19 protein-coding genes and 1 tRNA gene are annotated in these 21,257 nt (G+C 41.8%); 5 read left to right on the top strand and 15 right to left on the bottom strand.

Annotation, left to right across the window (positions count from 1 at the left end):
• Positions 1-13: 13 nt before the first annotated feature.
• Genes J4E76_RS17445 through J4E76_RS17410 form a run of 8 tightly spaced genes read right to left on the bottom strand, consistent with a single transcriptional unit; the run spans position 14 to position 5,669 of the window.
• Complete coding sequence (locus J4E76_RS17445) at positions 14-769, bottom strand: DUF6090 family protein (RefSeq protein WP_208506076.1); 756 nt, start codon at positions 767-769, stop codon at positions 14-16.
• Positions 769-1,413, bottom strand: a complete 645-nt coding sequence (locus J4E76_RS17440) for a DUF6090 family protein (RefSeq protein WP_208506259.1) — start codon at positions 1,411-1,413, stop codon at positions 769-771. Before J4E76_RS17440 ends, J4E76_RS17445 begins: the two co-directional genes overlap by 1 nt.
• A gap of 37 nt (positions 1,414-1,450) precedes the next feature.
• Positions 1,451-2,161 (bottom strand): DUF6090 family protein, encoded by a 711-nt coding sequence (locus J4E76_RS17435; protein ID WP_208506075.1) that lies wholly within the window; start codon positions 2,159-2,161, stop codon positions 1,451-1,453.
• Between the two features lie 10 nt (positions 2,162-2,171).
• On the bottom strand, positions 2,172-2,678 hold the full coding sequence (locus J4E76_RS17430; RefSeq protein WP_208506074.1) for a VOC family protein: 507 nt from the start codon (positions 2,676-2,678) through the stop codon (positions 2,172-2,174).
• 40 nt (positions 2,679-2,718) lie between these two features.
• Positions 2,719-3,456 carry a DUF6090 family protein gene (locus J4E76_RS17425; RefSeq protein WP_208506073.1) on the bottom strand — a complete coding sequence of 246 codons (738 nt, stop codon included), beginning with the start codon at positions 3,454-3,456 and terminating at the stop codon, positions 2,719-2,721.
• 52 nt (positions 3,457-3,508) lie between these two features.
• A complete protein-coding gene (locus J4E76_RS17420; protein ID WP_208506072.1) occupies positions 3,509-4,222 on the bottom strand; it encodes a DUF6090 family protein in 714 nt (237 codons plus the stop codon).
• The gene (locus J4E76_RS17415; protein ID WP_208506071.1) at positions 4,219-4,917 is read right to left on the bottom strand and encodes a DUF6090 family protein; all 699 of its coding nucleotides are present in this window, start codon (positions 4,915-4,917) and stop codon (positions 4,219-4,221) included. Before J4E76_RS17415 ends, J4E76_RS17420 begins: the two co-directional genes overlap by 4 nt.
• A complete protein-coding gene (locus tag J4E76_RS17410) occupies positions 4,914-5,669 on the bottom strand; it encodes a hypothetical protein (RefSeq protein WP_208506070.1) in 756 nt (251 codons plus the stop codon). The genes J4E76_RS17415 and J4E76_RS17410 overlap by 4 nt, the downstream gene beginning before the upstream one ends.
• Positions 5,670-5,891: 222 nt before the next feature.
• On the opposite strand from J4E76_RS17410, the gene J4E76_RS17405 reads away from it, so the two are divergent.
• Positions 5,892-8,642, top strand: coding sequence for a S9 family peptidase (locus J4E76_RS17405; RefSeq protein ID WP_208506069.1), 2,751 nt, complete (start codon positions 5,892-5,894; stop codon positions 8,640-8,642).
• Between the two features lie 87 nt (positions 8,643-8,729).
• Here the strand turns inward: J4E76_RS17405 and J4E76_RS17400 are convergent, their stop codons facing one another.
• On the bottom strand, positions 8,730-9,479 hold the full coding sequence (locus J4E76_RS17400; RefSeq protein WP_208506068.1) for a DUF6090 family protein: 750 nt from the start codon (positions 9,477-9,479) through the stop codon (positions 8,730-8,732).
• A gap of 99 nt (positions 9,480-9,578) precedes the next feature.
• Between J4E76_RS17400 and J4E76_RS17395 the strand changes: the two genes are divergently transcribed.
• Together J4E76_RS17395 and J4E76_RS17390 are read left to right on the top strand one after the other, a co-directional pair.
• Positions 9,579-10,721, top strand: a complete 1,143-nt coding sequence (locus J4E76_RS17395; RefSeq protein ID WP_208506067.1) for a methionine aminotransferase — start codon at positions 9,579-9,581, stop codon at positions 10,719-10,721.
• A gap of 318 nt (positions 10,722-11,039) precedes the next feature.
• Positions 11,040-11,813 (top strand): amidohydrolase, encoded by a 774-nt coding sequence (locus J4E76_RS17390; RefSeq protein WP_208506066.1) that lies wholly within the window; start codon positions 11,040-11,042, stop codon positions 11,811-11,813.
• Here the strand turns inward: J4E76_RS17390 and J4E76_RS17385 are convergent.
• Positions 11,800-12,198 carry a hypothetical protein gene (locus J4E76_RS17385; protein WP_208506065.1) on the bottom strand — a complete coding sequence of 133 codons (399 nt, stop codon included), beginning with the start codon at positions 12,196-12,198 and terminating at the stop codon, positions 11,800-11,802. The genes J4E76_RS17390 and J4E76_RS17385 overlap by 14 nt on opposite strands.
• A complete protein-coding gene (locus J4E76_RS17380; protein ID WP_208506064.1) occupies positions 12,195-14,345 on the bottom strand; it encodes an FG-GAP-like repeat-containing protein in 2,151 nt (716 codons plus the stop codon). Before J4E76_RS17380 ends, J4E76_RS17385 begins: the two co-directional genes overlap by 4 nt.
• Before the next feature lie 102 nt (positions 14,346-14,447).
• Between J4E76_RS17380 and murF the strand changes: the two genes are divergently transcribed.
• Entirely contained in the window at positions 14,448-15,734 is a 1,287-nt protein-coding gene (murF, locus tag J4E76_RS17375; protein ID WP_208506063.1) for a UDP-N-acetylmuramoyl-tripeptide--D-alanyl-D-alanine ligase, read from the top strand.
• Positions 15,735-15,831: 97 nt separating this feature from the next.
• Here murF and J4E76_RS17370 read toward each other — a convergent pair whose 3' ends face one another.
• The 4 genes from J4E76_RS17370 to J4E76_RS17355 are packed head-to-tail and all read right to left on the bottom strand — an operon-like array spanning position 15,832 to position 20,941.
• Positions 15,832-16,779: a FecR family protein gene (locus tag J4E76_RS17370; RefSeq protein WP_208506062.1), complete on the bottom strand. Its 948-nt coding sequence runs from the start codon at positions 16,777-16,779 to the stop codon at positions 15,832-15,834.
• Positions 16,780-16,831: 52 nt separating this feature from the next.
• A complete protein-coding gene (locus J4E76_RS17365) occupies positions 16,832-19,534 on the bottom strand; it encodes a TonB-dependent receptor domain-containing protein (protein ID WP_208506061.1) in 2,703 nt (900 codons plus the stop codon).
• Entirely contained in the window at positions 19,534-20,436 is a 903-nt protein-coding gene (locus J4E76_RS20960; protein ID WP_208506060.1) for a FecR domain-containing protein, read from the bottom strand. Before J4E76_RS20960 ends, J4E76_RS17365 begins: the two co-directional genes overlap by 1 nt.
• A gap of 13 nt (positions 20,437-20,449) precedes the next feature.
• A complete protein-coding gene (locus tag J4E76_RS17355) occupies positions 20,450-20,941 on the bottom strand; it encodes an RNA polymerase sigma factor (protein ID WP_208506059.1) in 492 nt (163 codons plus the stop codon).
• 158 nt (positions 20,942-21,099) lie between these two features.
• Here J4E76_RS17355 and J4E76_RS17350 point away from each other — a divergent pair.
• Positions 21,100-21,174, top strand: a tRNA-Val gene (locus J4E76_RS17350).
• Positions 21,175-21,257: the final 83 nt, after the last annotated feature.

The raw sequence follows: 21,257 nt of genomic DNA, 5'->3' as shown, positions 1-21,257 counted from the left end.
CTGTTTAATTGATTCACCGACTTTTCAAATCCTCATCAATGGTGTGGATGATCTGATCTGCACTTTTGATAAGGCCAGCACTTCTGTCTTTACAGGCAATGTAGAGGAGTTCCAGTCGGGTGATTAGATTTTCGAGTCTGCGGTCGTTGAAAAGGCCTTTGTAATCTTTAGCAACCCTGGAATCTCTGGTTTTTGCCGGTACTCCGGGGAAGTCATAATGTTTGAACCAGTCATTCACCGAGGTATAACTTTGTGCAAAGGGCACCCATTCTCCATTGGTAATGGATAATATGTCTAACTCTCTCTCTATCAGGTTTTCTAACTTGGAAGGCCATGCTAGCAATAGGGCGGTCAACGAGTCATTGCGGAGCAAGTTGATCTTACCTGAGTTAACCAGTATGGATAGCGAGCTTGTGTTGCCGTTATAAGTGGGTGTGAAATTGGTTTTGGCTAGGAGCGAATCTATCAATATGGTATTCGAAAAATCACCCGAATTGCCAATGGCAACCAACTTATCATAGGCATAAAGCCCATCTTCTCTTAGCCCATCTAGTTGCTGAAGTGTTGCCTTGGAGCGTTCAAAGTCAACCTTGATGCTCCGTAACAATTTCGTTTCCTCTATTCGCTGCTTTCTGGCTTCATTAGCATTGTTGATTTGCAAGGCAATGAGAATTCCAATGACTACCAATAGTATTTCACCTAGTGCGTATTGAAGGTATTTGGTTCCCTTCATTTCGTTTCGTCTCAGTTTTCTAAGGAAGTTGAGCATTAGTCTTTAAGCTTTTGATCCAGTGCCTCTATAAGGTTGTGATTGACCACTAGCATGGAGTCGACCTGATTTCTACTGTTGCGCACTGCATATCTTACTTGGGCCACTATTCCAGGAAATTTTTTGGTCTTAAGGAGTTTCTTGGCATCTTCCATATTTTTGTTTTCTGTAAGAGGATAGTACTCAATTTGGAATGGATGCCAAAACGTTTCAATATTGTCTCTTAAGAGTCCGATTGACGTTGCTACGAATTCATAGGTGCCAAAGTAGTTCCGAAGCACTTCAGCGATATGTTCATCAGAGACTTTTTCAAATGCATCAGGATTGTTCTGCACTAATTTGGACTGATAGGCGTAAAACATGAAAAGATAGTCAGGTCGAAATTTAGTGGTATCTACTTTCTCATTATTTGACATGGCCAGGAGTATACTGTAATTAACTTCTGACTGATTCATACCGAAAATACGAGACTCATAGAAGACAGAATCGGTTCGGGCATCCTCTAGAAGCCGATGCATAAATTTTTCTTCTGCAATTCGGGCTTTACGTTGCTCATTCCAATTGTTAATTCCCAAGGCGATCAGAATGCCTATTACGACTAGCAGGATTTCTCCTATGGCGTATTTCAGATATTTTGTCTTCATTTCATTTTGTCCAAATTTTCGAAATAACCTAAACATCTTATTTGGCCAATCTTTCTATTTCTTGGTTGATTGCCTTCAAGGTCTGCTCGTTGATATCCATAAACGCATTTAGATTTAGCACCGTGCCTGTGATGTTCGGTAAAAGTCCTCTAGCATAGGTCTTAAGGGCTGACTCAAAACGTCTACTTTGTTGATTAGTGATTTGTACTTCACGATTGTCAATTCTTACGACATAGCCACTTTCTATAATTGAGCTAAACTCAGTTAGAAAGGCTCTCTCAATATCAAAAATACTGGCAGTAACACGTGTGAGCTCATTTTCATAGTACCTACCTAAAGCAGTTCTTAGGGGAGCATTGGAAACTTGAAAGCCTCTGCTTTTAAGTGCTTCGTAGCCATTCCTGATCGGGAAAAACCGCTCGAACCCCCAAATATTATCAATATCAGCTGCCATCTTCGCTGAATCATATGATGAAAAAGGTTGTGAAGAAAGATCTTCAATAGATGCTTTAGCGGTAGCATATTTTGATACAATACGACTGATTTGTTTGCGATCTTCCTGAAGGTTGTTTTCCACTTCCTTAAGTGTGAACAACTCGAATTCCCTATCCTTTTTGAATTGATTCCAGTCGCTGATTTGTAAGGCTAAAAGAATACCAATCACTACGAGAAATATTTCTCCAATTGCATATTTGAAATAACCGGTTTTATTACTGCGCTTTCTAAGTTTTCGTAGGAAGTTGAGCATGGGGTATTTTTTAAAATTCTCCTGAAATTAACTGCATTAGCTCTATGGTCTCTCCATCTGGTCCGGTGAAAAAAGCGGTCTTTGCCGATACGCCAACTGCTTCTACCAGGCCAATGGGGCGAACCGCTGTGCCTCCCGCGGCAAGTAATCTAGCACTTGCCTTATCAATATCCATCACATCAACTCCTAAATGGTTATAGCTAGAACTGGTATTGTTGGAAACAAAGGCTTCTCGCTCACCAATTTCCAGGACAAAGTTTTGACCAGGAAATTTCAGGAATGCCATATTGACTTCTACTGGAGTTCTGGCGCCATCTTCGTCTATTCTAATGAGCTGTGTAAGTTTTTTTGTCACTTCAAGGTCAAAGGCACTGGTGTAAAAATCGATTGAACGATCAAGATCAGAAACGGCTAGAAATACATGATTGAAACGAGGCGAGAGGAGTTCTTGCTTCGGTTCTTGACATCCAAGTGTGGAGACTAAAATGAGCATCAGAATCAAATATTTCATCTTCATTTGGGTCGATTAAGTTTTCTAAGGAAGTTGAGCATATGAATCAGTGAGTAATCTCTTCATGAATTTCATTCCTAACGGACTTCATTCTATCGACCGTAGCTTTCATCCTGTTTCTGCTAGAGTTGACAATGTTGCTTGTGCGTCTGATCATATCATGAAATTTAGGATTTTTTAAAAAGGACAGATCTGCTATGACCAGCTCTTCTTTCATGCGAGATCCATCAATACTAATTTTTGTGTTAAAAAGTTCGTCCATTTCCTGGTGCTTAATGAAGATGTGCTGGCGCTGTATCTCATTGACCCATATATCAAGACTAGGTAGATCACGACTGTAAAGCCTGGCAATGTCATTACGAAGCCGATCATTCGAAATTCTGTCCATTCCACTTGATTTCAGCGCTTCGTAGGGCCCATCGTTGTAAATGGAGAAAATACCGATCTGGTCGATGGTTTCTAGGTGATAATGAATTGAATCCCAGTGGCCAGAGGGTTGATTGGCCTGATTTACCTCTTTGGTCAGGTAAATAATGGATTTATTCCAGATGTTCAGAATTGAGTCAAATCGCTCTATGCTGGGAATGTCCTGATTCAGTGCATCTTCAATTTCATCCAGCATTTTAAGTTCATAAGTTCTGGCCTTTTTTCCTTCGTTCCAGTTGTTGATGCTGAGGGCTATGAGTATACCAATAACGACCAAGAGAATCTCACCGAGGGCATATTTTAGATACCGGGTACTACTCATCTCTTTGCTTCTCAGTTTTCTAAGGAAGTTGAGCATTAGGTTAAGTTGATAATTAGAATTTGATTGAGTTTAAAGTTAAGTTTGCGGATCATTTTGCAAGTTTTTTATCAATGAGTTTCCTGAGTTTCCTGCCCTTGTCAAGTAGCTCCTTGTAGCCGCTCTCAATAAATCCTGCCCTGAGACTAATACTGATAATGCTTGGGTGAGCAAAATTCTGCGCTATGATTTTTTGTTCCTTTGGATTGAGGTCGGCCGTTCTCTTCTTTAGATAAATATCAGTCACCATGATCATAAGCTCTGTTGAAGCTGCATTTTTTACAAATTCCAACTCCTGCGCTTCTACATACTGATTGTAACTCACTTCTGACTCGTGGATTTCGTCAAAATAGCTATAGTAGTCAAACAAGGCAACTTCAATGGGGGTGCCTTGAATATTGCTGAGGTAACCTGAGGACTTAAGACTCTCGAAACCATTGTCATTGATATTAAGATATTCTTCTTCAAACTGAAAGAGTCCTCCCATGAGAGCTTGAAACTCTGGTTTATTTTGTCTTACTGCAGCTATGTATTTTTCCCCTTGGCGTTTTTTTTCCTGACTTGTACTAATAAATCTTACAATCTCGAGGGAATCAGATTTTACATTATTGGCAATGGTGGCTAGATAGCCCTTTATCTTGTTGTTATCCTTCCTGGTTTCATTCCAGTTTTGGAAGGTGATGGCCAGACTGATGCCTATAAAGATAAGAAAGACCTCTCCTAAGGCATATTTCCAATTGAGCTTGAAGTTGGGTTTACGGATCATTGTTCCAAATATTCGTCTATTGCGGCCACCACCGCATCAATTTTCTCGAGCCCTTCTCTGTAGTGCCGTTTTAATTCGCGTGATGCGATGGTATGCGAAAACAAGTGACGGGCTAACTCTACATCATTTAATAGTGCATCAATATTTTTTAGATCCATCTGTGGATTGGTAGTCTTGTTATTTTTCATTTGCTGAACCTGTATCTCGGTGATCATAAACTTGCTGATGCGTGTTCGAATTTTATTAGTTACCAGATCTTTGAAAAAGTCTAAGTCTTCTTCCCAGGATTCGTACATGACGTAGAGAGATTGAATTTTAAGACCCAAATCTTCATCCAACCATTCAAGTCGACCAGATGATTTATATAGGTCAAATGCGGTGGTGTTTAGTTCCGGATTGGCGGTGCCATTAATGATCGGGATTCCACGGATAGCCATAGATATAGGTGCTCCTGTTATGACTCTCGCAACAGCCGTATCCATTTGGATATGAGCCTTAATGACCTCGTTTAAACTTGTGCTGTCTTGAATGAGATCAGCCCTGATCTGCTTAAGAATAAGGACCTTCTGCTTACTGATTTTTCTGCCCTCATTCCAATTTTGAAAACCAATGGCTAGACTGATACCGATAAAGATGAGGAAGACCTCTCCTAAGGCATATTTCCAATTGAGCTTGAAGTTGGGTTTACGGATCATTTGGATTGTTTTAGTACTCGCTCAACTTTGGCCTTGAACTCGTTGATATAATTGATCATGTAGGGATAAGTCAAGTGCTGCTCGTAGCCGGTGGCCATTTGTGAGCGAATACTAGCCTGAAAAGTTGGGCTCTTGTCTATTAAGTCAATGAGATATGACTCTGGTCGCATGTCTTGCTGTGCGATGCCTGCATTCTCCATACTTGCCGTGTACCTTTCCATAGCTCCTCTGAAAAATGTATTGGATTCCGCCCAATCTTCCATTTGCTCATAGACAGTCACAATTTCAGACCGCAGCTCATTGTCTTGTATAGCCTGTAGCTTTCCTGAAGAGGTGATTTCCTCAAAACCTGCTGTACGGGTATCAATCACCTGAACGGCCTTGAGGCTTAACAAATGCTTGGATATGGGTGATAAATGTGCCCCCCATACCTTGAATCGTACAGTACTGGCAGAATCGATAGTCATATCCTCCAATAAGAAAATATCCTGATGATTTGGGTCTAATCTATGAAGTATGTCATTGCCCGCGACAATTCTCATTTTTGCAGATTGTAGGGCCTCAGTGATGTCATCTGATGTTGCTTGCATATCTGAAATCACAAGCCCATAAAAGTGCTTTTCCAACTTGCGATCTTTTTTTTGCTCATTCCAGTTTTGGAACCAGATTGCTATGGTAATACCAATGAAGATCAATGTGATTTCACCAAGGGCATACTTCCAGTTCAATTTAAAGTTGGGTTTTCGAATCATGTTTTGGTTGAAACAACCAAAATACGATTTTTTCAAGATAGCTTTTGAAAATAGTCAAGCTGGTGGGTTTAAGAGGTGCTTTATTTCAAAGATATGATCGAGCTTTAACCTCTAGTCTGACTTAATTCGGTGGTTTGGTGCTCAGTATAATTACCAATGATAAAAAAAGATAAGTCTTTAACTTCATCCCCCTTAAATTAGAGTGACCGAAATCATAAACTTATGAAAACCAATATCCTAACCGTCCTTTGTCTGCTTATCTCCGTAACGGCTTTTGGACAAAAGAAAATCCTTGACCATCCCGACTTTGATATCTGGAATACCATAGAAAATCAGCGGATCTCCCGAAATGGAGAGTTTATTATGTATTCATTGGAAAAGGGAGAGGAGGATAACTTTCTGAAAATACAAGACGCGAATGGTAATGTGGTTTTTGAATATGATCGCGGATATAATGGCCAGTTTACTTTTGATAGTGGCTTTGCCGTGTTCACCATTAAGCCATGGCAGTCTGAGGTAAGGGAACTGAAAAGGCAAAAAACCAAAAATGACGATATGCCAAAAGACACTTTGGGCATCCTAAACCTAAAGACAAAAGCTTTGGCAAAGATTCCTATGGTAAGGAATTTTAGAATGCCACAAATGTGGAGTGGCTTTTTGGCATATCAACTGGATGTCAATGCAGTGGCTTCTGATAAAGGGGAAAAGCCCAGTGGCAAGAACGGTTATCATACCATCATTAGAAATCTAAATAGCGGTCAACAAGACACACTGAAGTATGTGAAGAAATATGCCTTTGCTAAAGAAGGCCATTTTATGTCCTATGCTTTGAGTCCTTTGGCTACTCAAACGCCTGGCGTTTATGTACAGGAATTGAATGCTGGAGAATCAAAGCAGATCTTTTCAGCCGAGAAGGCAGAATACCCACAAATGAGCATCAGTGCCTCTGGAGAGCATGTTTCCTTTGTAGCTGATTTGGATACTACTAAGGCTTTGGTCAAACCCAATGCATTGTATTCATGGTCAAAGGGTATGGGTATGGCCCAAAAACTCGTAGATTCAGAGAGCGCTCCTGATGGTTATCGCGTGTCAGCCGATCGAGGGATTAGCTATGCTGAAGATGAATCGAAGCTTTATTTCGGCTTGGCAACACCTCCGATTTTGCAAGACACATCTTTGCTGGATGAAGAAATTGTGAATGTGGAAGTCTGGACGTATGATGAACCGAGACTCTATACAGTTCAGGAATTGCAAGTGGAAAATGACCGGAGAAAGTCTTATCTCACGGCTATTCATTTAAATAAGGGTAACCAATTGGTTCAGTTGGCCAATCCTGAACTACCCAATGTGACGTTGGGCAATGAAGGCAATGCAAAACTAGCTTTAGCCAGTACATCCGCACCTTATGAGCTGCAAAGGCAATGGGAAGGTGGTTCTTACAGTGATTATAGCCTTGTAGATGTTGAAACGGGAGCAGTTACATCTGCTTTTTCCAAAGTACGAGGTCAAGTGCGTTTGAGTCCTGGGGGAAATTATGCCTATGGTTATAGTGCTGCGGATAGCGCTTGGTTTGCCTACAATGTCAATACCGCAAATTATCGCTCGCTCACGAAAGGCGAAGTTTTCTACAACGAATTAAATGATTCACCGAACTTTCCAAATGCCTATGGATCGGCCGGATGGACTGAAGACGATAAGAGCATATTGATCTATGATCGCTATGACATCTGGGAGTATAATCCAGAGACGGGCGAGGGGGAAAGAATTACAAAAGGTCGTGAACAAAGCATGACGTATCGCTATGTGGCTTTAGATAACGAAGCGCGATTTATTGACAAGAAAGAGAAATGGTTGCTGACCACTTTCAACAACGAGAATAAGCACAGTGGCTATTATGAGTTGAATCCAAGGAATGGTAGAGGAAAGCAACTGGTAGAAGGACCCTTCAGATACGGTCGACCAATAAAAGCTCAAGATGATGAGCAAGTGATGTTTACCAAAGAGTCGTTTGTAGACTTTCCGAATATTCACGTTTCGGACCTCTCTTTTGGCAAAACAACCCAGGTTTCAGATGCAAATCCGCAACAGTCAGAATACAATTGGGGTACTTCCGAACTCGTCCACTGGACTTCTTTGGATGGGAAGCAACTGACGGGTATGTTGATTAAGCCAGAAAACTTCGACCCAAATAAGAAGTACCCGATGATTGTAAACTTCTATGAGAAAAGTTCGGATGGTGTCTTTGGACATAGGCCTCCGGCAGCCGGGCGTTCTACGATTAGCTATAGCTGGTATACAAGTAGGGGCTATGTCATTTTCAATCCGGATGTACACTATCGTATAGGCTATCCAGGAGAAAGTGCCTTGAATAGTGTAGTGCCGGGCGTTACCTCTTTGGTAGAGAAAGGCTTTATTGATAAAGACAATATTGGTGTGCAAGGACATAGCTGGGGAGGCTATCAAATTGCTTACCTCGTTACCAAGACGGATATCTTCAAGGCCGCAGAATCAGGCGCTCCGGTTCCGAATATGATCAGTGCTTATGGTGGTATTCGCTGGTGGACAGGCCTCAGTCGTCAGTTCCAATATGAGCATACGCAAAGTAGAATAGGGGGCACGCCTTGGGAGTACCCAGCGCGATACATAGAGAACTCTCCAATTTTCAATATCGACAAGATCAATACCCCACTATTGATTATGCATAACGATGCCGATGGGCACGTGCCATGGTACCAAGGCATTGAGTTTTTTGTTTCCTTAAGAAGGCTGGGTAAGCCCTCTTGGTTCTTGAATTATAATGGAGAACCTCACTGGCCATTGAAGCGGCAAAACAGAAAGGACTTTAATGTAAGAATGGCTCAGTTCTTTGATTACTATCTAAAAGGTACTCCAAAACCTGTTTGGATGGAAAGAGGAGTTCCAGCACTTGAGAAAGGTATTAACCAAGGCTTAGAACTTACGAATCACAGGTAGATTGACTGAATAATAGACTCTCTAAGGCTAATGATAAAAAGTGAGTCTTAGGTACTTTTTTTACTAAAATGTGGGGTGGTCAAGTGATTATTCCCACCTTTTTAATTCTTCAGTTAGGAGGTCTTTGAGACGCTTTGCTTCAATTCTGCGCGTCTCCCATGCCCTAATTTGAACTCCCCCTCCAGCGATCTTAGCTACGAGCATTGATATATATTGACGGTTTCTTGCAATGTCTTTTAAGACAAGTTTGGGGGCACTCTTTAAATCACGACCGATAAGTTCGAGGGTCATTTCTCTGGTACTACCTACCATGTCTTTCCACACAGGAGTAGTTATTTCAGAACTTGTTTTAAAGACGACATCGTCATTGGTTGTGGTGCCCGCAAGTCTGTAGTATTGGAAGATGTGCTCTCTGATGCTTACATTTTCTAGAAGTTCGATTTTCCCTGTAGAGGATGCTTCCGAATAGGCTCCATCATTGGTGATGAAATATTCGTTGAAGAGCAATGAGAGCTGCAGGTCTATGAACTTAGGTAAACTTCCTTCGCTGGGATCATTAAGTATGTCAATAATGGCATGAGCATTTAAAATTGACGCCTCAGTGAGTTTGGTTATTGAATCAATCTGAGCAATATCGGCTTCGAGGTTTCCTTGAAAATTGTTCAGTAATCTAAGTTCCTCTTTTCTCTCCTTAAAAGCCTCGGCCCAGTTGTTAACTTGAAGAGCAAGTAGAATACCTATCATAACCATTGCGATTTCTCGAATGACCTTAACCGATTGTTGCTTGAATGTTGGTTTAGACAAAGTGTATTGATGTGTATGTTTGAAGCTAGTCATTTCCGTTCAACTTGTGATTGACTGTTTCAATAAAAATTGCTAGGTGGGTTTAATAAAAGATCTGTTGGCAAACCAAAAGGCTCTTTCTAACTTCCAGTCATGCAAATCGAATCGAAGCTACCTAACGTTGGTGTTACCATTTTCACTAAAATGTCGAAAATGGCCCATGAATATAATGCCATTAATCTGGCTCAAGGATTTCCTGATTTCCCCGTTTCTCCAGAATTGATAGATAGGGTACATCACTATATGCAGGAGGGTATGAATCAGTATGCGCCCATGCCGGGTGTGCCAATTTTAAGGGAAGCCATCTCGTCAAAAACCGAGCATTGCTATGGTTGGAAACCCAATGTTGATTCGGAAATCACAGTGACTTGTGGTGCGATTGAGGCGATCAATAGTGCCGTTTCGGCTCTGATCCATCCGGGGGACGAAGTGATCATCATGGATCCTGCTTATGATGCTTATGAGCCGATTATTAATCTGCAAGGAGCAAAAGCAATTGGTGTTCCGCTAAGGCAACCAGATTACAGTATTGATTGGGAAGGAGTAAGGAGTCAAATTACTTCGAAGACCAAGATGATTATGATCAATACACCACATAACCCTAGTGGTGCAACTATCAGTGTCAAAGACTTATCAGAATTAGAGCAGATCACTGAGGGAACCGGAATCATGGTGCTGTCGGATGAGGTGTATGAGCATATTGTTTTTGACGGTCAAGCGCATCAATCTGTTTTGAGGTCAGAAGCGCTGAGAAAGAGAAGTGTGGTTACATCTTCCTTCGGAAAGACATTTCACGCTACGGGGTGGCGAATGGGTTATCTTATAGCACCTTCGGAATTGATGATTGAGATAAGGAAGGTGCATCAGTACAATACCTTCACCATTCATACGGCTACACAATATGCGATTGCAGACTATTTGAAAGATACAGCACACTACGAAGATGTGGCACCAATGTATCAGACCAAAAGAGATTTTTTCTTGAAAGTGATGAAGGGCTCAAGGTTCAAGCCAGTGCCTGCTAAAGGAACCTACTTTCAACTGATGGATTATAGTGCAATTAGTGAGAAGGGTGATGTTGAGTTCTCTGAATGGATGACCAAAGAGATTGGGGTAGCGACTATTCCAATGTCTGTTTTCTATCAAGATAAGCAGGATAACAGAGTGCTTCGTTTTTGTTTTGCGAAAAATGAGAATACGCTGGCTGCCGCGGCTGAGAAGCTTTGTGCACTCTAGCTCTTACTATTGCGCCTTACTTTTCTTTGCTCGTCCAAAGAAAAGTAACAAAAGAAAAGACCGCCACCCTGCCTTTATCGGAACGGGTTCGTGCAGGCAGGCGTCAAAACCATCGAAGCAGCTTTTTTGTAATCAGGAATAGTTTTCGGTCGATGGTCACGCTGACCGTGGACGCCCTCCCGCCTGAGTGGATAACGGTGTGAATATTAAAATTAATTGTCATTCTTATGGAGAGTGGTGATCGAAGGAATCTTTTAATCAGGGGATTCTTTCGACTTCGTACCTCAGTCTCAGAATGACGTATTACCTTTGAACTGAATGCAAGACTTAAAACTCTCACTGATACAATCAGATATTTACTGGCATCAGATTGATGCGAACCTGGCTATGTTCGAGGAGAAGATCTGGCAGATCACTGAGCCTACGGACATCATTGTGCTCCCCGAAATGTTCCAGACGGGTTTTACCATGGAACATAAAGGCCATAGTGAACCGATGAACCTGACCACTTTTAAGTGGATGAAGCAGATGGCCGCTCAAAAGAAGGCTGTAGTTACTGGTTCCTATATCGTCAAAGAGGGAGGAGAGACTTTCAATCGACTGATATGGATGCAGCCTGATGGTGAGTTTAAAACCTACGACAAGCGACACCTCTTTCGAATGGCCAATGAGCATGATCACTTTAGCGGTGGAGAGGATCGTTTGATAGTTGAATGGAAAGGGTGGAAAATTTGCCCATTGGTTTGCTATGACCTCCGGTTTCCGGTTTGGTCTAGAAATGTCAATTTGGAATATGACCTGCTGCTTTATGTGGCTAACTGGCCAGCGGTAAGAGTTAATGCATGGGATACATTACTCAAAGCGAGGGCCATGGAAAATGTGGCTTATTCAGTCGGATTGAATCGAGTAGGGAAGGACGGCAAGGAGATTGCCTATAATGGTCATACAGGCGCCTATTCACCGAAGGGCGAAACACTGGCTTTTTCTGAAGAGGAGGAGATTATAAGTCTGACTTTGAGCAAATCGAACTTGATCGATTTCCGGGAGAAGTTTCCAGCACACCTTGATGCCGATCAATTTAGGATTGAGTAGTCAGGAAATCAGTAACCAGTTCGATAGTTAACTCTTTTGAAGTCACATCATGAGGGATAATGCCACTCAGTTTCAGGATTTTATCAATATTGGGATGGTTACCTTCGATGATACAAATGAGAGGTCGCCTGCTTCGTCTCAATGTCTCGAATACCATACTAATGTTTCCAATAGATGGCTCATCGTCAGTTACATCTAGATGTAAGACCAGCTTTTCCACGATCGGAATAACTTCTATGGCTTTTGTAATTACAAAGGACTCGGAGTGAGAATCTAGGTCAATGGAAGTGATTTCAGAACTAAAGTTTCCAAGGGCTTTGGTTAGGTCAGAACCAAACTTAATGTTCTGAAGTGGTTTGATTTGTAGGTAGAGGTAGAGAATCATCTATACACCAAAATTTTTCGAGTAGCAGATTCATTCTGATTATTGACTACCCTAAGAATGTAAAGGCCTACAGGTAGGCTGCCTAAGCGAAGGACTTTGCTCACGCCACTTTGAATATTAATGTTGAAGTGCTTTTTGCGACCAGTGATGTCATAGATTTCGGCAAAGCCATCAGTATTGGTCAACACGGTGATTTCATCGTTTGTAGGGTTAGGCGATAGTTCTATTTGAATTTCATTACCAGAACCACCACCTCCCTGACTTATGTTTTCAAGTAGGTAAAGACCGCCTTTGCCACTGCCGATAATCAGAGCTGGTCTACCTGTATTGAAAATATCGGCACTAGTAATACTATTCTGTCTTCCAAAACGAGTTGCAAAGGCAATATTATTAATGCTCAGCACTTCTGTACTCGGGTTAGTTGCCACGAAGTTTTGATTAATTGGCCCCGGGTAGATATTCATGAGGCCAGAGGCATCCAAGGTTACTAGTTCATCTTCTCCATCTCCATCGAGGTCGGCTACATGTGGCCACAGGTTTAATGCTTGAAAATTATTTGAGATACCTCCGAAATTTGTGATTTCGGCACCGAAGTTAAAGTTTCCTTCATTGACGAAGAGGGAAAGGCTGCCGAGTGATTTGCCAACTAATAAATCAAGATCGTCATCATTGTCGATGTCATAGAAGAAAGGATTGTCATCAAAACTGGTGTTTATAGGAACTTCGATTGTAGCACCTAATGTGCCTGAATTCATTTCTTGAAGAAAGATTCGAGTTTCATTGTTGCTTTGAGTTGCCTGATAAAAGAGGTCTAAGTCACCATCATTATCGGCATCTACAAATTGTGGTTTGACATTTTGATAGTTGAGCCCTTCTAAATTTTGAAAGTCCATATCCGTCAGGTCGAAGGAAGGAGTGAAACGATTGCCTACATTGTCTATGAAGGACAGGGAGCCCGCTACTTCAGTTCCGATCAGAAAGCCTTTGTTACCAACGACAAAGTCAAGATCTCCATCTCCATCTAGATCGTTGAATGCTGGGAAGGCATTCTCTCCCAAATCAATCATTTCGTTTTGTAAGAATGGTGAGGAGGCTTGGTCAAATACGGGTACCGTTGCTGATCCATTGTTGGTGTATACTTTTACATTATCTCGGAGGTCTATTTGGTTGCCAATGTTCTCGTCAGCATTGGTAGAAATGATTAGATCCATTAGCCCATCAAAGTTGATGTCTTCTAGGAATGCTCCAGGAAAAATTTTGAAGCCTGCCGGATTATTGAATGGGAAACTAGAAAGGGTCGTCATTTGGGCGTTGAGATTGTCTCCAACATTCTCCAGAAAATAGAGCGATTCACAAAATTCATCAGAGCTGATAAGGTCAATGTCCCCATCATTATCAGCATCAAATGGGAGTAGTGTTTTGCCTCCCGCATGAAGGATAGCTTCTCCACCATTAGTTCCAGAACTTGAAGATGGTGTAGGACATAAGGCCCCACCGAAGACGAAACTATCGCAGTCGCACTCTGTAAAACCACCCCACTGTCTTTCGACACGAGTAAACTCTAATGATCCGCATGCCCCTGTATTTTGGAAATAGTCCACCGTGGTGGAGGTTCCAAAACGATAGGTGAGAATGTCTAAGGCTCCGTCACCGTTTATGTCTGCAATTCCCGGTATGTCATTCGGACTTACCTGGATGTTGGTGCCAGCATCAAATCTTAAAAAAGGCTGGGCAACTTCCCAAGTAAGGGAGGCCCCTGCACTGGTGTTTCTATAAACTTTTATGCCTAGAGCGGTGCTGGTGAATAGGTCTTTTAGGCCATCGCAGTCGTAATCCTTTAGAATCAACCAGTGAACCACATCGTCCGGAAAGAGATAAGCAAAGTCAGGGCTCCAGATGTACTGGTCATTAACATTCAGGTAGGTGCTAATATCACGCGAAATCCTATTGTATAAAATGAGGTCTTCAGTCCCATCATTATTCAAGTCCATGGTTTGAAACTGGGCAGCATTCAGCCCTCCTTCCCAGGCCCTCTCGAGAGGTGTACCTTGGTTTGAAAAAGGGACATCCGTCTTGTAGCGAAACTGAAATTGCCCCATCAGGGTCAGCGGAAAGCTTAGGATGATAAGAAAAAGGGCTGATCTCATTAAGCAGGCAAGGTAATCTGAAAAAACTATCGTTTCAATTCTAATCAACGCAGTTTTTCTTCATACCTGTATTAACTTGTAACAACTTTATTGCAGACTTCAATGATTGAGCGATTATATCAACTTTACTTAAAAAGTACCGGGGTTTCAACCGATACCAGATCGATTAAGGCTGGAAATATTTGGTTTGCCCTTAAAGGGCCAAATTTCGATGCCAATCGTTTTGCCGATCAGGCGATTGAAAAAGGAGCGAGTATAGTAATAATCGATGATTCCGCTTACGCCAAGGATGATCGTTATTTTGTGGTGGAGGATGGCCTATTGGCTTTGCAGGAGCTGGGCAATCATCATAGAAATCAGTTTGCAATACCCTTTATTGGAATCACCGGCTCAAATGGTAAAACCACTACCAAAGAGCTTATGAGAGATGTGCTAGCTCAAAAGTACAAAGTGCATGCCACCGAGGGCAATTTCAATAATCATATCGGGGTGCCTTTGACGCTGCTTCAAATTGATGATTCTATCGAAATTGCCATCATCGAAATGGGCGCTAATAAGGTGGGTGATATTGCTGAGTTATGTGGTATCGCAGACCCTACCCACGGATTGATTACCAATATAGGGAAGGCCCATCTAGAAGGTTTTGGTGGTGTAGAAGGCGTTATAAGAGGTAAGTCAGAATTGTATCACCATTTGATTCAGAAGGAGGGTGTCATCTTTGTTAATTCTCAGAGTGAGATATTATCGAATATTGCCAAGAGGAGAATGAAGTCGCCTTTCTATTATCCTGCAAAAGGTGACTATTTGTATGCCGAACTGCTGGAAAGTCAACCGACTCTGAAACTTAGAACCGAAGATGGCAATGAAGCACAAACTCATCTTACTGGTGCTTATAATTTCGAGAATATTGGGGCGGCTCTGTGCGTTGGAAAATACTTTGAGGTAAATGCAGCGTCAGCGTTAAAGGCTGTAGCAGATTACGATCCAGATAACAATCGTTCACAAGTCATAGCGAAGGGAAGCAATACCATCTTACTGGATGCCTATAACGCTAATCCTTCTTCAATGTCAGCATCTTTAAGGCATTTCGCTGAGAAGGCGTCTGACTATAAAGTGGCTATTCTTGGAGATATGTTCGAGCTTGGGGATGATGCTCCCAAAGAGCATGAGATTATCGGAAAACTGACTGCTGAGCTTGGGTTGAATGAAGTACACCTTTGTGGCAAGCTGATGGAGTTTGGTAAACTGGGTAACCCCAAAGCACATTATTGGGAAGAGAAAGAGGCATTAGCATCCTTTTTGAAAAGCAATCCTATTACCAATGCCTCCGTCTTAATCAAAGGTTCTAGGGGGATGAGCCTTGAGACACTTCTGGAAAATTTGGGATAAAAAAAGAGGGACGGCACCACCCATCCCTCAACCTCAACCTAAGAATGGTGGCTCAAACTGCTTAATTACATTTAGCGCCACCTTATTATTAATTTCTTTATTTCTGTTTGATAATCACTTTGTCTCCGTCAATCTCAAAATTGAATCCCATAGTCTGGGATATTGATTGAATAGACTCTGTCAGATTATTTTTATCAAAGTCCCAAGTACCTACTCTGCCGAGTTCTGATGCTGAGAGCTCCTGTACAATCTGAATATTGAAAATTCTCTCTAATTCTTCGAAGCCTTCTTCTATGGAAGTGCTTTCTAAGAAGTATTCCCCCGATCTCCAGAGGTCAACATTTGAGACATTTAACTCTAATGGCTCTATGAGCTCACCGCTTTTGACTTTAGTCTTCAAGCCTGGAGTTAATATTTGTTGGGTCTCAGATAAAAACTCTGTCACTCTGACCCTACCTGTCTTGCAGGCCACTTCAAAATCTTGGGATCTAGAACGAACGTTAAAGCTTGTTCCCAATACTTCAACTTTGCCGTTAGCGGTATTGACCGTGAAATTGCTTCCACGTTTCACTTCGAAAAAGGCTTCTCCACTCAACATTAACACGCGATTAGTTTCCCAGCCCTTTTTCGAATATGAAATCTCTGTCTCAGCATTTAAATAGACAATCGAGCTGTCAGGTAAGTAGATGGTCTGTACCTCAGCGAGTTCGGTACTTACATTTACTTTTCCTTCAAAGGCTCCATCGAACAAGAAAAATGCGCTGACAATTAAGATGAAAGAGGCCGCTACTCCTGTCAACCAATATCGTCTATTGATTGATATTACTTTCGCTTTAGGTGATGCTGATATATTGGCCTCAATGCTGTTCCAGACATCTTCTTTTGATTTGCCTTCAGGCACTTTCAATGTTGATGCTGTCTCAATGTATTTGCTGAGTGCCTCAAAGGACGCTGGATCTTCGGCAAAAGATTTTGCCTCGGCACTAGAGATTTTACCCTCCAGCCAATCCTGCTCCCAATGGTTATGGCGCTCTTTTTCTTGCATTTCAGTGTTAATACACCGAATATCAAGCAAACCCTACTCGATTTGGAAAAATTTAAAAATAAAGATTCAAGAAAATTGAGGGGGTTAAATCTAGGAGAGCAATGTTCCTGTAAATGTTGGTTGGCAGGGTACCTCCAGGATCTTGATCAATGAAGCTTTCAAGTGCTTCGCGGTTGAGCCTTCGGCTTTGAACATTGAGTCTGTTATAGACATTCAAAATAGATAGCCCTAGCTCGCCTTTCATATATTCATTTTCGAACTTTCTAGCAACTGAAATGTCCAGTCTGTGATAGGCTGGTAGTCGAGTGATGGTTTTGTTGGTATTGATCACCTCAAAATTCACTACCTCGTTCAAGTTGTTTCGAATGAAGTTAATCTGGGGCTCCAAAAATGGTTTCCCGCTCCCATATGTCCATGTTGCAGCGATGTTCCATTCTGGGAGCTCAACAATGTTGACAAGTTTCAATTCATTTCGCTGATCTTCTCTGGAAGGGATTTCAGTACCGGCATTGATCACATCAAACTGGTTGGTCGCTTTACTTCTGGTGTATGAAATCCAGCCCTGATAAGGGCCTATTTCCTTCTGAACTAAAAAGTCAATACCAACAATATCGCTAGTGCCGAGTGCATCCACGATTTGAGCTCTTCTTACATTGGTATTAGGGTTGACAACATAGGAGACTATGTTTTCTGAAAGACCAGTGACAGTCTTCTTGTAGAATTCAACATCAAACGTGAGGTTGTTTTTTTCATATTGAAACCCTGCAATCCAATGGTCTGATTCGAGCACTGAAAATTGGCTTCCTGACCTGCTAGGGTCTTGATCTGCCAATATCCAACCATCTTGCGCATTTGTAAATGGGTCGTCAAAATTCTGCTCTCTGATAATTTGATAGTAGTTTCCTGTGGAGGCTTTAAGTTCGAATTCTGGTGTGACTTGATAAATAAGACCAAAGCGGTGGGAGAGAAAACTTTCGTCTGAAAGACTAGAGATATTATATCTCAGGCCTGGATTCAAAAGTAGCTTAGGAGTGATGTAGAATTTATCTGAAGCATATATCGAGAAAATGGAACCTGAACCATTAAATAACCTGCCGGTTAGCCTGTTGCGTTCATTGATCATTAATTGACTGTTGACATTGAGGTCAGAATAGTTAGTACCAAAGTCAATGCGATGCCTCTTTCCGACAAATATTTCATTGCGTAGGTTGACTTGATAATCTTCAACATCATTTCGCCTGTCAAGGTCATTGAACCTTCTGGCTAAACCGTTCCCGTCTTTGGTAGTATCTGAGTAATTGTACTGATAAAAGTGGTCGGAATACGCAAACTGAAGGCTGGAATTGAAGTTGCGATTCCATTTTCGAGACCAGACTAAACCAACACCCGTGTTGCCCCAGTTGGCCATTTCCTGCACTTCCTGAATGCTTCTTATATTGTTGTTAGGGCCTCTTTCAATCGCTTCAAAATTAGCATCGAGATTGTCCTGGCCATTATATAATGTTAGACTCAATAGGTCGCGATAGGAGACATTATAAGAGGCCTTAGCATTAATGTCATAAAAGTGAAAGTCAGGTCTTAAAACATCATTGGCATTGATCCCTTCAATGTCATTAGACTCTTCTCGGAAGTTCCTATATAGATTCTCAAAGAGCTTACTGCGGATAATGTCCGTATAAGCGCGTCTGGCACTTATATGAAGTGCGCCTCTGCCCTCGTTCAGTGGCGTATTGACACTAAAACGAGCACTTAAAAGGTTAACTCCAAGAGAATAGCTTGGCTCTTTAAAACTTCCCGTATTACCTGTCATATCAACAACGCCAGCAATTCTACCTCCGTACTTTGCACCAAAACCACCCTTGTAGATTTGAATGTCGCGGATTGCATCAGAATTAATCGCACTGTAGACTCCAAAGAAATGATCGAGTCTGTAAATATTAAAGCCATCAAAAAGTACCAGATTGTGGGCCGAAGGACTGTTCCGTATCGTGAGGGCTGAAGAAGTCTCATTAGTGCCTCCTATACCTGGTAACAGCTGCAACGATCGAAATACGTCAAACTCTCCAAGACTGGGCAAAGCTGCCAGGTTGCGAGGGTCTATTGTCATTTGAGAAATCTCATCTCCATAGCGAACTGTTTTCCTTTGATTTTCAACTACCACAAAATCAGACAATTCCACTATGCTCTCCTCCATCAGTATCTGAAGTGTTTTTCTGGTATTACCAGGAATAAGCTTGATTTCGGCCTTCTTATAACCCAAGTAGGAGATTTCAATAGTACTCGTGTCGTTCGGTACTTGGGGGAGAACGAAGTAGCCATCCTTGTTAGTAACCGTACCTCTCGACTCACCTCTCACCCTTACCAAGGCATTGGGTAGGTTTTCGCCTGTATTGGCATCTTGAACAGAACCAAAGACGGTAAGGTCGAAGAGGCTAGGGGTGGTGATGTCCAGATTGACCTGCTTGGGGATAAGAATGATTTTTCCATTCAGAATCTGATAGTCAATACCCTTGTCCTTTAAAATATTATCCAGAAAGTTGGGTAGTGTGAGCTGTGTGTAGGCTCCATCGATGATTATGCCCGTGATTAAGGCATCGTCATAGGCGATTTTGATGTCATACTTATTACGGAGGGTTCTAATTACCTTAGCTAAGGAAACATCGTCAAATCGCTCGGTGATACGCAGCGTATTGATATCCTGTGCGACAAGCCACGTTGTGATAAGCCCCAAAAAAAGACAGTAAATAAACCGCACTATTGCACATTTACTTGGTTTCCTTCTACTTCAATAGTCAATCCCATAGGGACAAAAACGAGTTGCAGGGCTTCAGTCAAATCAGTTTTGCTAAAGTACCCAGAATAGAAACGGTCTCTGAGGTCAATGGATACGTTGATTTTGATGTCGAATTGTCTTTCGAGTTCGTCAATGACTTTTTGTAATGGCGTGGTATCAAAGTAAAAGGCTCCTGTTCTCCAGGTTGCAGTTTCATTAAGGTTGAAATTGTCAATCCTCCAGAGTTCCTCCGTAGGTCTATAAGTCAATTGGTCACCTTTCTCCAGAATAACCAGTCTGTCTTTGTCTTTCACTTCGACTTTGCCGGTAAAAGTGGAGACGATCAATTCATCATCTCTAGAGAAGATATTAAATGAAGTGCCAAGCACACTTATTTCGCCAAGGTTTGTAGTTACTGTAAATTTGCTGCCAGGTTCAACCTCGAAAAATGCCTCGCCATTCAATCTCAATGATCTTGACTTGCCCCAATTTTCTTCAATTAAGGAAATAGAGCTTTGGGCATTGATGGTAACCATCGAGTTGTCCGGAAGTGTGTGCGTGATATTGTCGGCAAGATCAGTGCTATATATCGATGGCTCAGGTGTGCCTTGCATTCCAAAATACCCGATAAGGAAAAGTGCAGCTATGCTAGCCACCCATACCATCCATTTCCGGTTGGTTTTATTCTCTGGAACAAGGATTACTTCATTGTCGGTCGAGGCCTCATTGATTTTACCAAGTACATCTGTCCAAGCTTCTGATTTAGGTTTCTTTTCAGGAATTGATAGCTTTTCCGTGAAGGCAAGGATATGTTCCATTTCGGCTATTTCCTTTGCCGAAACTTCATTTGTGAGCCAGTCTTGAATGAGTTTATCCTCTTTCACGATTTCAAATTAGTCAAATTTTGTATTTAATATGCTCACGCAGGTGGGCTAATGCACCATGCATACGCTTTTCTACTGCTTTTACGCTCAGTTCTAGTCTTTCGGCTATCTCTTTGTAAGTCATTTCTTCAATTCGATTCATAAGAAATACCTCACGTTGTTTCTCTGGAATACTACCGATTACAGCTTCGAGTTCTTGTTTGAACTCCTTTTCTTGAAGCTGGAATTCGGGTGAATATTCTTCTTGCTGGTTTTTGTTGCGCTCGGCAAAATTGACCACCACCTTGTCATGTCTAATCTTATTGAGCAGCATGTTGTTTGCGATGGTATAGAGATAGCTTTTGACTGTATCCAGCTGAACCTCTTCGCGCTTGTCCCAAAGCTTGACAAAGACATCTTGTGCCAAGTCTTCACTTTGATCAATGTCTCCAGACTTATAGTATAGGAAGTTTTTGATCGGGGTATAGTATTGATCGAAAATATCCTTGAATTCCGCGAGGGTCATTTAGCAGCCGAATGTTTTGGTTAGGGAAAGATAAGTAAAAATCGGATTTCAGTCTATTAAGAAGGGTTTTTGAGTGTGCTTTCTTTTTTTTATAAATAATTTGAAGGAAGCATTTGCAATAATGAAAACGCTAATTACCTTTGCAAACCCAATTACAAGGGCGCTTAGCTCAGTTGGTTCAGAGCACCTCGTTTACACCGAGGGGGTCGGGGGTTCGAATCCCTCAGCGCCCACATTAAAGGCTGTCATATGACAGCCTTTTTTTGTTGGTATGCACTACGTTTATATTCTTCACTCTACATCGCTCGGCCGTTTT

This window comes from Roseivirga sp. E12, from assembly GCF_017592825.1.
In the GTDB taxonomy this organism is placed as follows: domain Bacteria; phylum Bacteroidota; class Bacteroidia; order Cytophagales; family Cyclobacteriaceae; genus Roseivirga.
The sequence above is the reverse complement of the archived record's forward strand: the minus strand, read 5'-3'. Positions and strand labels throughout refer to the sequence as shown.

What these genes read in the sequence shown, in the direction of transcription:
- J4E76_RS17445 (WP_208506076.1), bottom strand. Translation starts at nt 769, where the DNA reads ATGCTCAACTTCCTTAGAAAACTGAGACGAAACGAAATGAAGGGAACC.
- J4E76_RS17440 (WP_208506259.1), bottom strand. Translation starts at nt 1,413, where the DNA reads ATGAAGACAAAATATCTGAAATACGCCATAGGAGAAATCCTGCTAGTC.
- J4E76_RS17435 (WP_208506075.1), bottom strand. Translation starts at nt 2,161, where the DNA reads ATGCTCAACTTCCTACGAAAACTTAGAAAGCGCAGTAATAAAACCGGT.
- J4E76_RS17430 (WP_208506074.1), bottom strand. Translation starts at nt 2,678, where the DNA reads ATGAAGATGAAATATTTGATTCTGATGCTCATTTTAGTCTCCACACTT.
- J4E76_RS17425 (WP_208506073.1), bottom strand. Translation starts at nt 3,456, where the DNA reads ATGCTCAACTTCCTTAGAAAACTGAGAAGCAAAGAGATGAGTAGTACC.
- J4E76_RS17420 (WP_208506072.1), bottom strand. Translation starts at nt 4,222, where the DNA reads ATGATCCGTAAACCCAACTTCAAGCTCAATTGGAAATATGCCTTAGGA.
- J4E76_RS17415 (WP_208506071.1), bottom strand. Translation starts at nt 4,917, where the DNA reads ATGATCCGTAAACCCAACTTCAAGCTCAATTGGAAATATGCCTTAGGA.
- J4E76_RS17410 (WP_208506070.1), bottom strand. Translation starts at nt 5,669, where the DNA reads ATGATTCGAAAACCCAACTTTAAATTGAACTGGAAGTATGCCCTTGGT.
- J4E76_RS17405 (WP_208506069.1), top strand. Translation starts at nt 5,892, where the DNA reads ATGAAAACCAATATCCTAACCGTCCTTTGTCTGCTTATCTCCGTAACG.
- J4E76_RS17400 (WP_208506068.1), bottom strand. Translation starts at nt 9,479, where the DNA reads ATGACTAGCTTCAAACATACACATCAATACACTTTGTCTAAACCAACA.
- J4E76_RS17395 (WP_208506067.1), top strand. Translation starts at nt 9,579, where the DNA reads ATGCAAATCGAATCGAAGCTACCTAACGTTGGTGTTACCATTTTCACT.
- J4E76_RS17390 (WP_208506066.1), top strand. Translation starts at nt 11,040, where the DNA reads ATGCAAGACTTAAAACTCTCACTGATACAATCAGATATTTACTGGCAT.
- J4E76_RS17385 (WP_208506065.1), bottom strand. Translation starts at nt 12,198, where the DNA reads ATGATTCTCTACCTCTACCTACAAATCAAACCACTTCAGAACATTAAG.
- J4E76_RS17380 (WP_208506064.1), bottom strand. Translation starts at nt 14,345, where the DNA reads ATGAGATCAGCCCTTTTTCTTATCATCCTAAGCTTTCCGCTGACCCTG.
- murF (WP_208506063.1), top strand. Translation starts at nt 14,448, where the DNA reads ATGATTGAGCGATTATATCAACTTTACTTAAAAAGTACCGGGGTTTCA.
- J4E76_RS17370 (WP_208506062.1), bottom strand. Translation starts at nt 16,779, where the DNA reads ATGCAAGAAAAAGAGCGCCATAACCATTGGGAGCAGGATTGGCTGGAG.
- J4E76_RS17355 (WP_208506059.1), bottom strand. Translation starts at nt 20,941, where the DNA reads ATGACCCTCGCGGAATTCAAGGATATTTTCGATCAATACTATACCCCG.